The sequence below is a fragment of the Nostoc sp. C110 genome, from assembly GCF_043099725.1.
GTDB classification, from domain to species: domain Bacteria; phylum Cyanobacteriota; class Cyanobacteriia; order Cyanobacteriales; family Nostocaceae; genus Nostoc; species Nostoc muscorum_A.
This window is the reverse complement of record NZ_CP171148.1, coordinates 342,480-355,661: the sequence shown is the minus strand read 5'-3', so window position 1 is coordinate 355,661 and position 13,182 is coordinate 342,480. Positions and strand designations below refer to the sequence as shown.

Annotated in this window: 13 protein-coding genes; 4 read left to right on the top strand and 9 right to left on the bottom strand. The window is 40.1% G+C overall.

Annotated elements, in window-relative coordinates; translation table 11 throughout:
• Positions 1–10: 10 nt before the first annotated feature.
• Positions 11–2,245 (bottom strand): hypothetical protein, encoded by a 2,235-nt coding sequence (locus ACFFRD_RS07335; protein ID WP_392480977.1) that lies wholly within the window; start codon positions 2,243–2,245, stop codon positions 11–13.
• Positions 2,246–2,716: 471 nt separating this feature from the next.
• On the opposite strand from ACFFRD_RS07335, the gene ACFFRD_RS07330 reads away from it, so the two are divergent.
• Both ACFFRD_RS07330 and ACFFRD_RS07325 read left to right on the top strand, forming a co-directional pair.
• The gene (locus tag ACFFRD_RS07330; RefSeq protein WP_392480976.1) at positions 2,717–3,079 is read left to right on the top strand and encodes a hypothetical protein; all 363 of its coding nucleotides are present in this window, start codon (positions 2,717–2,719) and stop codon (positions 3,077–3,079) included.
• 90 nt (positions 3,080–3,169) lie between these two features.
• Positions 3,170–3,481, top strand: coding sequence for a hypothetical protein (locus tag ACFFRD_RS07325; protein ID WP_392480975.1), 312 nt, complete (start codon positions 3,170–3,172; stop codon positions 3,479–3,481).
• A gap of 138 nt (positions 3,482–3,619) precedes the next feature.
• Here ACFFRD_RS07325 and ACFFRD_RS07320 read toward each other — a convergent pair whose 3' ends face one another.
• The 5 genes from ACFFRD_RS07320 to sufB all read right to left on the bottom strand — a co-directional run bounded on the left by ACFFRD_RS07320 (position 3,620) and on the right by sufB (position 9,456).
• Positions 3,620–4,252 (bottom strand): Uma2 family endonuclease, encoded by a 633-nt coding sequence (locus tag ACFFRD_RS07320; protein ID WP_392480974.1) that lies wholly within the window; start codon positions 4,250–4,252, stop codon positions 3,620–3,622.
• A gap of 224 nt (positions 4,253–4,476) precedes the next feature.
• On the bottom strand, positions 4,477–5,739 hold the full coding sequence (locus ACFFRD_RS07315; RefSeq protein ID WP_392480973.1) for a cysteine desulfurase: 1,263 nt from the start codon (positions 5,737–5,739) through the stop codon (positions 4,477–4,479).
• Between the two features lie 14 nt (positions 5,740–5,753).
• Positions 5,754–7,127 carry a Fe-S cluster assembly protein SufD gene (gene sufD / locus ACFFRD_RS07310; RefSeq protein ID WP_392480972.1) on the bottom strand — a complete coding sequence of 458 codons (1,374 nt, stop codon included), beginning with the start codon at positions 7,125–7,127 and terminating at the stop codon, positions 5,754–5,756.
• On the bottom strand, positions 7,127–7,915 hold the full coding sequence (sufC, locus tag ACFFRD_RS07305; protein WP_334983014.1) for a Fe-S cluster assembly ATPase SufC: 789 nt from the start codon (positions 7,913–7,915) through the stop codon (positions 7,127–7,129). The genes sufD and sufC overlap by 1 nt, the downstream gene beginning before the upstream one ends.
• 101 nt (positions 7,916–8,016) lie before the next feature.
• Complete coding sequence (gene sufB, locus ACFFRD_RS07300) at positions 8,017–9,456, bottom strand: Fe-S cluster assembly protein SufB (RefSeq protein WP_392480971.1); 1,440 nt, start codon at positions 9,454–9,456, stop codon at positions 8,017–8,019.
• 241 nt (positions 9,457–9,697) lie between these two features.
• On the opposite strand from sufB, the gene sufR reads away from it, so the two are divergent.
• Entirely contained in the window at positions 9,698–10,381 is a 684-nt protein-coding gene (gene sufR, locus ACFFRD_RS07295; RefSeq protein WP_181928240.1) for an iron-sulfur cluster biosynthesis transcriptional regulator SufR, read from the top strand.
• A gap of 58 nt (positions 10,382–10,439) precedes the next feature.
• Positions 10,440–10,700 (top strand): hypothetical protein, encoded by a 261-nt coding sequence (locus ACFFRD_RS07290; RefSeq protein ID WP_012411123.1) that lies wholly within the window; start codon positions 10,440–10,442, stop codon positions 10,698–10,700.
• A gap of 173 nt (positions 10,701–10,873) precedes the next feature.
• Here the strand turns inward: ACFFRD_RS07290 and ACFFRD_RS07285 are convergent, their stop codons facing one another.
• The 3 genes from ACFFRD_RS07285 to ACFFRD_RS07275 form a co-directional block, all read right to left on the bottom strand.
• A complete protein-coding gene (locus ACFFRD_RS07285) occupies positions 10,874–11,203 on the bottom strand; it encodes a KGG domain-containing protein (protein ID WP_392480970.1) in 330 nt (109 codons plus the stop codon).
• A 361-nt stretch (positions 11,204–11,564) separates the two neighbouring features.
• Positions 11,565–12,197, bottom strand: coding sequence for a hypothetical protein (locus tag ACFFRD_RS07280; protein WP_392480969.1), 633 nt, complete (start codon positions 12,195–12,197; stop codon positions 11,565–11,567).
• A 346-nt stretch (positions 12,198–12,543) separates the two neighbouring features.
• Complete coding sequence (locus tag ACFFRD_RS07275; RefSeq protein ID WP_094327544.1) at positions 12,544–12,870, bottom strand: YbjQ family protein; 327 nt, start codon at positions 12,868–12,870, stop codon at positions 12,544–12,546.
• Positions 12,871–13,182 lie beyond the last annotated feature (312 nt).

The window sequence follows — 13,182 nt, the reverse complement described above, 5'->3', positions numbered from 1 at the left end:
ATTGACTCTCTTATTTGATGCGGTGTAGTTTGACTTGAAAATCTTCACCACCACTAACAATCATCGTTCCTTGATTAGTTTTCAAGTCGATACTATTGATTTTTTTAGAGCTTTGGTAAATTGTTTTACCTTCTGCTTCCTTTATTTTGTCAAGCTTATGTTCGGGAGTTAAGTACCAAAGCACCACTCGTCCATCATCGCCACCACTTACTAGCAAACTACCATCATCACTAAATGCCAGACTACGCACAGATGTTTTTGATGCTGGCCAGCGATCTATTGGCGAACAATTGAGTTCATTAACTTTTTCCTGCGGATTGGGATTTTTGAGAGGTTGGCACTGATTCAAATTCCAAATCGTAATGAATCCTGCTGAATCGGAGGTTGCTAGGATTTTTTCTGTCGAGTTAGGAACAAAAGCCAATCCCCAAATATAGTCTTCACGCCCAACTAATGGGTCTAGTTTTTCTAGATTTTGCACTGATAAACCTGGGAATTTTTTATCAGATTGAGTTGGGTTCCACTGCCACAAGATGAAACGCTTAAAGTTTCCGGCAATTACTAGAGTTTTTGCATCTGGACTGAGATTTAATGCCCGGACTTGGAAACCTGATAGTTTCAATGTACTTTGTACGTCGATAACTTGCGGTTCTGGCAGAAAATCGCTGTTAGGCGCTGATCTTGACCATAATCTAACTTTACCACTGCCATAGCCACTGAATAAGTTAAGTGAATTTGAAGTGAAAGCTAAATCAAAGACGCGATCGCCTTTTGCTTTAGGATCTTTAAGGTCTTGAAGTTCGCTAATCTTTAGACCTGATGGTACATCTCTAAGTTCAATTACACCATTATCGAGACCAACGGCAACACGATCATTTTGTAATGGCATGAAGCGTAAGACTTCTACAGCATCATCGGTAATCGCCATTAAACCTTTGGGCTGTTGCCGTTGGTCGCAAGCTACGGGTTGCCCAGCGTATGTTACTGTGTCATCGGGGCCCAAACTATCGGCAGCAATTCTCCAAAGTCTTAATGTGCAATCATCTGAGCCACTGACCACAGACAAACCAATACCACTAAAGCGTATTGAATTTACAGAACGTGTATGCATTATATCTCTTGGTTGCAGTATTAATGCTAGGAGTGCAGCTAAGAGTGCGATCGCAGCTAGCTGTAGCCATAGAGGTATAATTGGCAGAGCCTCCACTTCTAATGTCTGCGTGGCGGGGTCTGTACTCCCTAAACGTTGGTCGGATAATTCAGATTTAGCCTCTAATAATAGAGTTTTAGCGATTCCTACCCAAGGGCGTTTTGTTTTAACATCAAGGATGACCTTACTTGTCTCTCCTAAATGGAGATTGGCATTTTCAGGAAGCTTTTTGAAAGTACATTTTCGCCAGTCTCTACCCTGTATCTGGACATTAATTTGCTGGTTAAGGTTGCTAGCGTTTTTAAATAGTAATTCAAAGGAAGCTGTATCAGATTTCCAGTCAGGCAACCATGCCGATTTATTAGGAATTTTGAGGTGTTTTTGAGTGGTGGTAAAGTCTATAAAACCCACTGGTAAGACTTCAATGTTGCCTTCCGCACTGGTTGGATAACCATTATTGCTAACACCTTCAATAGTAAAAGGGTAATTTTGACTGGGCGCTTGCACTACAGAAGGAGGTTGACATTGAAATGTGGCTTCTGCTAATCCACCTGGATCTAGAGATAATCGGCGTTCTGCACTACCTGTTAGCCAAGATGGATCAACGCCTGTAAAACGTAGCCCCACATCAGTTGGTTGTTGCCCCAAGTTCCGCACTCGTACTGGTATATCTACTGAATTTCGGGGATAAACTTGGAACTCTCGCACAGGCAATTCTACACTTAAATGTGTTGGTCTGTTATCTCGTTCGATTTTCAGACGCAGCACAAGTCTGCACTGTTGTGCTAATTGCGGCGAAAAAATGTTAACCATCAGGTTGACAGTACCGACAAATCCTGGAATGGGTGTATTGAATACGAAGACTTGAAATATGGTACTGCTGCCTGGTGGTTTAGCTGCTGCCACCTCTGGTTCGAGTCGATACCATCGGTATCCAGTATTCCGGGTTTCTCCGGCGGCGGTAATTTCTACCTGAAAATTGACAAAGCGATCGCTGTCATTATTGACAGTTACCTCAAATGATACAGGAGTATCACCTGGACGAAAAGTTAGGTTCTGAGTAGAAAGGCTGGCATTAATAACACTTTTTTCCATGCTATTATTTATACTATTTTATTATTTTCCATGACTAATACTATTAAAAAATTAATATCTGCGAGAACGTGGCAATCGTTTTTTGGGTTTGATTATTCAAATGTATATATTCAATATTGTGTAATAAATTTCTCAATTCATAAAAGTCATTTTAATAAAAGCTATATATACAGCACTTCCGGCGGCTATGAGGTACATCCTCAAAGCTGAAACCTATTATAAGGAGAGGGACAAGAGAAAAACTGTATTACATAATAGCCGGAAGTGCTGTATTCAAATCAAAATTCATCAATTGGATATCTAGCACAATTGTCAATAAAGCTTGATAAATAAAGTTTATAAGCGATTTATATGCTACAACATATTTGATTGAGTTTTCAAACATAAAATGTATCCTTATTTTAATTAGCTTGGAAGTAATATCTCTGCTAACTCAAATTTTCTATACATTTTGACTAAGAGAGCAGATTGATGAAAATTACTCCCAATCAAATTTTATATATAAATCTTGGCCCAGATAACGAATGGCGTAAAGATTGCATTTATACAGATAATACTATTCGTTTAGGCTACATACAAATATCTCATCAACTTTGTCTTGAGTGTAAAGCAAAGAATCAATGGAATAGAGTAGAGGAAGAGCTAAAAAAACATGATTGTTTTAATAAACAAATTAAAGCTCACTGCAAGAAAATTAAATATTTTTACGAGAGTGGAGAAGATACTTTATGGATAAATTTTTCTAAAGACAAGAAGTTGTGGTGGTGTTTTGCGAAGACTAATATAACTCTACGAGAAGATAATACAAAAGAGCGTGCTGTTATAGGTAAATGAAATTGTAATAATATTCTAGGTGAGCCTTTAGAATTAGAATATCTTAATGAGAAAATTCCAAGAGTTGCTTCTCAGCATACTATTTATGAATTGAAACATTCTCAAGAAATCTTAGAAGAAATTAATAAAATAGAAAATCAACAAACATTAGAAGTAATTGATACAAGAGAATACCAACAAATAGAAAATAATTTGCTTGAGGATTACCCCGAGCTGAAGAACGAGATAAAAGAAGTTTTGATAAAAAAAATAAAAAGGGTTCAAAAGATAGTATCAAAAACTAAAAATAAATACAATAATTGCTGCCAATTTGAAAATTGTGGATTTACATTTTCAAAAGATAATGGAGGCTTTTATTCGGAAGCACACCATTTAACTCTTTTATCTCAAGGAGGTTTATAAGACGAAAATAATGTTGCTATTTTATGTCCAAATCATCATAGAATGCTATATTATGCCCAAGTAGAAATTAAAGACAAAGAGAACAATAAACGTCATGTAAAAATTAATGGGAAAAATTACTTTATAATTTATAAATAACTATCCTATTTTATCCTTAACCCAAGCGCGAAAGGATTTGAGTAAAGCAATTTCTCCGATACTTTTACTCTGCTCAATAAATCTGCTTATTTCACTGACTGAAACTATAGGAAAGGCAATACTAAACTTACACTCGACATATTGCCCCTCTATCAAGTGATAAAATTTTAAATCTTGCCCATCATATCTCCAAAGTTCAATTACACCCAATGCTGAATAAATCCCCAATTTGTTAACTGAACTACTGGTAATGTCAATCTCAATTGCTAAATCAGGCGGTGGATCTGTTTCTAAATTGAGCGTCATCCTACCTCTGACTCTCGATTCAGTTTGTATATAGTAGCAACTATCTGGTTCTATTCCCCGCTTTGATATTTTCCGCTTCAATGTTGTAGAACCAGCACTTTTAATTTCAACTCCCACTTCTTCAGCTAAAGCAAATATAAAACGGTCAAACTGAATTTTAGGATTTTCGTGTTCAAAAAGTGGAGTCATGATTTCTAAAACACCGCAGTCATAAGCAAATCTTGAGCCTCTATCCTCACCTGTATCTCTCAGCAAGGCTTCAAAGGTTTCCCAGCTAATGTTCTGTAGTACTGTTCTTTGTTCAGCAGGCGTTGACTTGACAAGCATATTAAAATACTTCTTCTGTCAGGATGTTAGATAAAATCCCGATAGTTTTACCTATCTCATTAATATAATATTCGCTCAAGTCAATTTCAAGCATTTGAGCAAGAAAAGAAGTTTCAAAAACTTTAGTTTATCCTATAAATAATCCAGATAATTAAATTGTGCCAACTATTAGCAAGATATGTTGCTGATATTTGGCACAATTAGTATCTGAATATTTTGTAACTTTAAGCAAGGAAACCTGCAAAAAAGTCGAGAGTTTCTTTCAGTGATTTGATGAAAATATCAATTTCCTCGCGGGTGTTGTAGAAAGATAGACTTGCTCGTGCGGTTGCAGCAAGACCTAAGTAACGGTGTAATGGTTGAGTGCAGTGGTGTCCAGAACGGATAGCAACGCCTTCTTGATCTAATAATGTAGATAAATCGTTAGCGTGAACTTCTCCGGCTGTAAACGACGCAAGAGCTGCTCTCCCTTCCCCTTTAGCATTTGGTTTGGGGCCGTAAATTCTAATTTGGGGAATTTGCTCTAATTGTTGGAACAAATAAGCGGTTAATTCTGCTTCGTAGGCGTGGATTTTATCCATGCCGATACTGCTAAGATAATCGATCGCAGCACCAAGTGCGATCGCTTCTCCAATTGCAGGAGTACCAGCTTCAAATTTATGCGGTAATTCTGCATAAGTAGAATGGTCTAAATACACCTCTGCAATCATCTCACCACCACCAAAAAATGGTGGCATTGATTCTAACAATGCCAACTTGCCATACAGAAATCCTATCCCAGTTGGCGCACACATTTTATGACCGGAAGCTACCAACCAATCACAATCTATCTGCTGCACATCCACAGGGTAGTGAGGAACACTTTGGCAAGCATCAACTAAGAATTTAGCACCATATTTGTGAGCGATCGCACCAATTTCTTCCACTGGGTTAATGCAACCCAAAGTATTAGATATATGCACCACCGACACCAACTTGGTTTTGTCGGAAATTAGCTTTTTATACTGTGACAAATCAAAAGTCTCTTCAGGTGTCAGTTCCACGAATTTCAGTACTGCACCCGTTTTTTGTGCTACTAATTGCCAAGGCACAATATTACTGTGGTGTTCCATCACCGACAGAATAATTTCATCCCCAGGCTGCAAATTATTCATTCCCCAGCTATAAGCTACTAGGTTAATCGCCTCACTTGCGTTGCGAGTGTAAACGATTTCCTGACGCGATGCAGCATTGATGAATTTGGCAATTTTATCTCTAGCACCTTCATAAGCATCGGTAGCTTTGGCGCTCAGGGAATGGGCACCTCGATGCACGTTAGCATTATATTGCTCGTAATAATCCCGTAGGGTATTTAATACGAATAAAGGCTTTTGCGATGTTGCCGCATTATCGAGATAAACCAAAGGTTTCCCGTTGACTTCCTGATGCAATATCGGGAAGTCAGCGCGAACTTTATCAGCAAGGGTTTTGGTAGAGGTGAAAGTCATTGGTAGATTAGTTATTACTCATTAGTCAGGGACTTGAGATTATTGACTGTGTTTAAAAGGATTTCTCGCAGAGAAGGAACTGGTATTTTGTTGATAACTTCAGCAGCGAAGGCGTTAATTAACAACTTCCGAGCATCGTTTTCATCAATTCCCCGACTTTGCAGATAGAATATTTCATCATCTTCCAATTGGCTAACGGTAGCACCGTGGGCGCATTTTACGTTATCCGCAGTGATTTCCAATTGGGGTTTGGTATCAACTCTGGCTTTAGATGATAGCAGCAAATTGCGATTCAACTGGGCTGCATTTGTCAGCTGCGCTAGTTTGGGTACAAAAACTTTACCATTGAACACCGCATGAGCGCGATCGCCTATAATACATTTATGCAATTGGTCACTTGTACCGTGGGGATAGTTGAGTGCGATCGCACTGTGAGTATCAGACAACTGCTTACCAGAAATTATCGTCAAACCATTGAGAGTAGTCTGTGTCTGCTCACCAGTTTGCAAAATCTCCAAATTGTGCCGTGACAACTTCGCCCCTAAAGTTATGGCATGACAAGTATATCGACTATCACGAGCTTGTGCGATCGCAGTTTTCCCAATATGAAAAGCCTCTGCACCTTCTCGCTCAACCCTAGTGTGGCTCACCTCAGCATTGTCACCAACCCAAACTTCCGTAACCGCATTACTTAAATAAACTCCGTCCTCCGCGCTCTCTGAGCCTCTGCGGTTCGTATACTCTTCAACCAACGTCACCTGCGAACCACTTTCCGCCACCACCAAACAACGCGGCTGTGAAATCATCGCCGTCTCACCCACAACCGAAATAAACACAAGATGAATTGGCGTTTCAACTACCACATTCTTCTTCACCCACACTACAGCTGCATCAGTTATCCCAGCCGTATTGAGAGCGGTAAAAACTTCTTGCGCTCCCTCAGCTTGAGCTAAATACTGCCGTACACCTTCCTGCTCAACCGCAGACAAACCAGCCAAATTACTTACCACAATTCCATCTGGTAAATCTGAAACTGCTGATAACTCCGGCGCAAAAACGCCATTCACAAACACTAAACGACTATTAGCCGCTTCTGGCAAAATATCAAATTCTAGAGACGTATAATTTACCGTCTCTACATTAAATTGCACCTTTCGCAGAGACGACAAATCAGTAAACCGCCATTCTTCCTCGCGGGTAGTCGGAATAGTCGAGTGGCGTACCCAACTAGCAGCACTTTGGCGTAATTCCTGTAACCAACCTTCTGTTTTAGTTGCCGTTACTTGATTTAACAATCCAGTCAGATAATCATCTCTATCTAACAAAGTCGATGTCAAACTGACTAAATTCGAGTTAGGTATTGGACTGGGAGATACTTGAATACTCATTACACACCCACCTCAGCAGCAAATTCTTCCAGCACCCAGTCATAACCGCGAGACTCTAATTCCAGCGCCAGTTCCTTACCACCACTGGTAATAATTCGCCCCTGTGCCATCACATGGACAAAATCAGGCACAATATAATCAAGCAATCGCTGATAGTGAGTAATCAAAATTGTCGAATTGTCTGGACTTGCCAGTTGATTTACCCCATTCGCCACAATTCGGAGCGCGTCAATATCCAAACCCGAATCAGTTTCATCCAAAATTCCTAACTTTGGTTCCAGCAAAGCCATTTGCAGAATTTCATTCCGCTTCTTCTCACCACCAGAAAATCCTTCATTTAAACTCCGACTGAGAAAACTGGGATTCATCTTCACCACATCCAGCTTTTCCTCAATCAAATCGTCAAAATCAAAAGCGTCTATTTCCTCTAAACCTTGCGCCTTGCGCCGGGAATTGTACGCCACCCGCAAGAAATCCAAATTGCTCACACCCGGAATTTCTAACGGATACTGAAACGCCAAAAATACACCACTTCTAGCGCGTTCCTCCGGTTCCAACTCCAACAAATTCTGCCCTTGGAAAATCACCTCACCACCAGTCACCTCATACGCCGGATGTCCAGCCAACACCTTAGAAAAAGTACTCTTACCAGAACCATTCGGCCCCATGATCGCATGAATTTCACCCGATCGCACATCAAGATTCACACCCTTAAGAATCGGTGTTCCATCAACATTAGCCGTCAGATTCCGTACCGACAGCACAACTTCACTATTTTCAATAATCATCTTCTCTCCCTTCTCTGCGCTCTCTGCGCCTCTGCGGTTCGTTACTCTTCCAAAAGATAAACACAGAACACCGATGTCCCTGTGTTTATCCTTGTTTCCATTTATCCAACACTGCCTTCCAACTTCAAACTCAACAACTTATCAGCTTCCACAGCAAACTCCATCGGTAGCTGATTAAAAACATCCTTACAGAAGCCGCTAATCATCATCGAAATAGCATCTTCCGAAGAAATACCTCGTTGAGCAAAGTAAAATAACTGATCTTCCCCAATCTTAGAAGTAGAAGCTTCATGCTCCACCTTCGCACCGTTATTTTGCACCTGAATATAAGGGAAAGTATTTGCATGGGCATTATCCCCAATCAGCATTGAGTCGCACTGAGAATAATTTCTCGCCCCTTTAGCCGTCGGGTTAACTTTCACCAAACCCCGGTAACTATTACTAGAATTACCTGCGGAGATTCCTTTAGAAATAATTGTACTGCGGGTATTCTTACCTACGTGAATCATCTTACTACCCGTATCGGCTTGCTGCTGATGATTTGTCAGCGCCACCGAGTAAAACTCACCCACAGAGTTATCACCCACTAATACACAGCTAGGATATTTCCAAGTAATTGCCGAACCTGTTTCTACTTGAGTCCAGGAAATCTTAGAATTTACGCCCTGACACAAACCGCGCTTGGTGACAAAGTTGTAAATACCGCCTTTACCGTTGGCATCACCAGCGTACCAGTTTTGCACAGTGGAGTATTTAATTTCGGCGTTGTCGAGGGCAACGAGTTCCACAACTGCGGCGTGCAATTGGTTGCTATCATACATCGGTGCGGTGCAACCTTCGAGGTAAGAAACATAACTACCTTCTTCAGCGACAATCAAAGTCCGCTCAAATTGTCCCGTGTCACCAGAGTTGATGCGGAAGTAGGTAGACAGTTCCATTGGGCATTTCACGCCTTTAGGAATGTATACAAAAGAACCATCGCTAAATACGGCGGCGTTCAAGGCGGCAAAATAATTGTCAGCTATAGGAACAACGCTACCCAGATATTTTTTGATCAGTTCTGGGTGTTCTTGTAACGCTTCCGAAAACGAGCAGAAAATAACACCATCTTCCGCTAGCTTTTCTTTAAATGTAGTGGCGACAGAAACGCTATCGAAAATTGCATCAACAGCAACGTTTGCCAATCGCTTCTGTTCAGATAGGGAAATGCCTAATTTCTCAAAGGTTTCTAAAAGGGTTGGATCAACTTCGTCCAAGCTGTTCAGCTTTTTTTTCTTCTGTTTTGGCGCTGAATAGTAAATGATATCCTGATAATTTATTGGCGGATACTTGACATTGGGCCAAGTTGGTTCCGTCATTTTTTGCCACTGGCGATAAGCTCTGAGGCGAAAGTCCAGCATGAACTGTGGCTCGTTCTTCTTAGAGGAGATCAAGCGGATAACGTCCTCGTCTAGTCCACGCGGAATAGTGTCGGCTTCAATATCTGTAACAAAGCCGTACTTGTAGGGTTGGTTGACTAAGGTTTTGACAGTGGCACTCATCAGTAATAATCTCTCGTGTTCGGAACTCTTTTAGGATGGGAGACGGATTGCGGCTAACCGATTCCCATCTCCCGTTACGGAATGGTTACACGGCTGCTAGAATAGTGGTGGAGAGTAAAACAACAGCTTTGTTGTTTAATGTATCTTCATTTTACGCTAAATTAACAACAACAATGTTGTCAAAGTCAAATTTTCAAAAAAATTTTTGGGACGTTCGCTGAATGTCTCGCACCACATGAAGATGGCGACTACCCACCAGTCCTCAACCAAGCAAGATATCCTTGAGTATCTGCACAAACACGAAAAAGCAACGGCTTTGGAGCTAGCTGAAGTTTTAGACGTTACCCCCCAAGCTATTCGTCGCCATCTCAAAGATTTGGAGACGGAGGAGCTAGTTTTGTATTCGACATCAGTGCAGGCGGCGGGGATGGGGCGACCGCAGCATCTTTATGAATTGAGTCGTCAGGGGCGTGATCGCTTGCATCGAACAATGAGCGATCGCTTTGGTGATGGGCACGGAAATTTTGCGGTTTCGTTGCTAGACACCTTAGCCGAAACGGTAGGACACGACCAATTTAAATCGATTTTAGAGAAACAGTGGCAGCGTAAAGCCAAAGAATACCGCGATCGCGTGGGTAACGGTTCACTGCGAGAACGTGTAGCCAACTTAGTAGAGTTGAGAAAAGCGGAAGGCTTCATGGCTGAGTATCACGCTGTTGATGTAAATGACTCCTTTGAGTGCGATCGCTTTATCTTAATGGAGCATAACTGTGCAATTTCTAACGTTGCCGAATCTTTTCCGAGTATCTGTGGCCACGAATTAGAAATGTTTGCTGCCGTATTACCAGATTGTACCGTAGAGCGCACTCACTGGATTATTGATGGCGAACATCGTTGTGGCTATTTAGTACAAGTTCGTCATTAGTCATTTGTGAAAACTACTACTCCCTCTTTAATAATCAACTAAATTTGAGATAGCGTTTATGGATGTACCAACACAGCAACCATCAGCACAATTTTTAACTCTGGAAGAGTCAGCAAAAGTAGACGCAGCGTTGTTGTCTTCCCCAGAAAAGTTTTTAACAAGATTGACAATTTCATCACTTAAGCTGTTGAAACATATCGCCCAAGAATATGGTGTTGTTATTGAAGATTTGACAGCACAGCAAATAATAGCCTGGTTTGAAAAAGATGGTAAAATCCGCCGTGAAGAGGGCATTGAAGGTTCATATCTTAAATGGTGATCTGTAGTAGTATTTGCATTTCATTGGTTTTGAAAAAAGATTCATACACAATATCCCGCTTCTAAAAAACATTATTGTTGCTTAGAAGCGGGATATTAACAGATAGGATATGTTGGAAATTGTCCTAAACCCCAATACTAAAGTGAGAATCTTTTAAATGCTAGGCGATGAGTCTATTTATTTTTGTGACTTTGCCGCCCAGCCTCAGCATGTTGTTCTGACGTGCCTCCTTGGGTACCTTTTTCTTCACTATCAGCATCATCACTATCTTGATTACGACCGCCACTGTGAGATTTCTTGCCACCCTCACGGCCAATTTCAGCCATGTGTTCTCTATCTTGACTCACAGCTTCACCACCTTTGTGTCCAGCCTCACGAGCTTCTTCAGATGTAAACTCATGGGCAGTACCCTTTTCATGGGCAGCTTGTCCGCCCTTACTTGCTATTTCCCTTTGCTTGTCATCATCCATTGAAGCAAAACCACGTTTGCTTGTGTCTGCCATGATAGTACTCCTTTTAATTAACTAAAACTCTTGCTTTTTTAGCAAGTCAAAACCCTATCTCGGTTTTGTATTAATACATTGACTTTTTTAATTTAGCTACTCAAATATTACAGATTCATGCTCCTTTAGTAAGAAACATCGCATACTGATATTACACTTCGGATATACAACTAAAGTTGCTATTTACTTATAAAGTTAGTATGTAAAAAATAGTGAAATAATGAATTCCTTTTTGAGAAAAAACATCTGGTTAAAATAGAATTAATTGAATGCTACAAATGCCAGTCTTAAATAATACACAAAAAGCACCTTAAAAAAAGTGCTTTTAAAGTTGATAACATTTTGTTTATCGAACAACTATTTAAGGATTGTAACTGTTAGCCCTAGGACTACGAGCTCCAGTTACGGCTCCAATCATTGAGGCTATTAAACCCAACAAAGAACCAAACACAAACCACCATAGTCCCGAACGCAAATTAGCAGCCGCATCACGAGCTTGTTGGGCACTTATATTTGCTTGTGGTACGTTAACACCACCTTGCTGTTGTACCTGGTTTATAACTTCCCCAGCGTTAGAAGCAGCAACACCAAAAGCCCCAGATACTCCACTTGCTAGCAACCATGAGCTAACGGCCAAAGTCGTTGCCCAAAGAATTGCACCATTAAGAAGAGCGGTATTACGGTTCATTGGCCCACAAGCACGGGCTGTAACCCAACCACCAGTAAATAAGGATATTAGCAAAGCGATAGTTGACCAAAGTCCCGCATTACCTGCAGCGTTAGGAGCAATTGATCTGGGCGCACCTGAACCTTCAACTGTGCCTGCTGCAACCGCACCAATTATAGCGCTTAAAATTAGTTGAGTAGCTAAAGATACTAGTAAACCCGAAATAATCGGCCCCCAGCGAACAAGGTCGTGATACTCGGCTACTCGCCCTGCTACCACAGGGTCAGTAGAAATAACTTCATTACCTGTCCGATTTACGTATGACATAGCTTATGTTCTCCAGTACTGTTTCCGCAAACTTTATCTCAGGTATATTCATGTTTATGCTTAAAATTAAATAGCTAAATCATATAATTTTCTATCTATCAATAGAAATACTTATTTAATCTATCTTTAGTAATAAAATTCAAATTTATTTAACAATATTTAATCCCATAAGTGAGGATTTATTTTTTAATAATTTTTTAGAACTTTTTCAGGAAAATACTTAAATTAAAATACACTTATTTTCTGACATAATAAAACAATCTATCTGACTGGAGCTTTAATTTAGTAAAAAAGCTTGTAATACTTATTAAATTCCTAACAAAATATTTTAGATAGCCAATAAAAACTAACGCATTCTTACAGCAGTGCCTGTGGCAGTAATCAGCAAAAGAACTCCTGATTGGTCAAGATTGATTGTGCCAGTATCAATTTCAATCCCGATTACAGCATTTGCTCCTAAACGTTGTGCCCGTTGTTCTAATTCTTCTAATGCCTTGCGTTGACCCTGCTCAAATAGACGCTCATAGCTAGCAGTGCGTCCACCGATAATATCGCGAATACCAGCCAAAAAATCCCGTAAGAAATTGCTGCCGTAGACTACTTCGGCTGTCACAATGCCTAAATATGACTCAATTACGGCTCCTTGAATTACATCAGTAGTAGTTATAATCATAAATTAACCTCCTAGATAATATACATATTGATTATTCAGATGTTTATCCAAATGTGTGAAAAAATGTAACTTTGATTACCAAATAGAGGTTGAATAAACATCTTCTCACACAACTTGAGATTGCGCTTTCAGCTTTAGTATTGTCCTCACCAGAAACTAGGACTTAAAGGAACATTTGACTGATTAAATTTATCTTACCGTGTAATGACCATAAAAGGATGTTGATGCCGGGATGATGACTTCTAAAAAGGTAGTATAAAAGACTAAAAATTATATACAGAGTCAGCAAATTATTAAATTAAATAATAAACA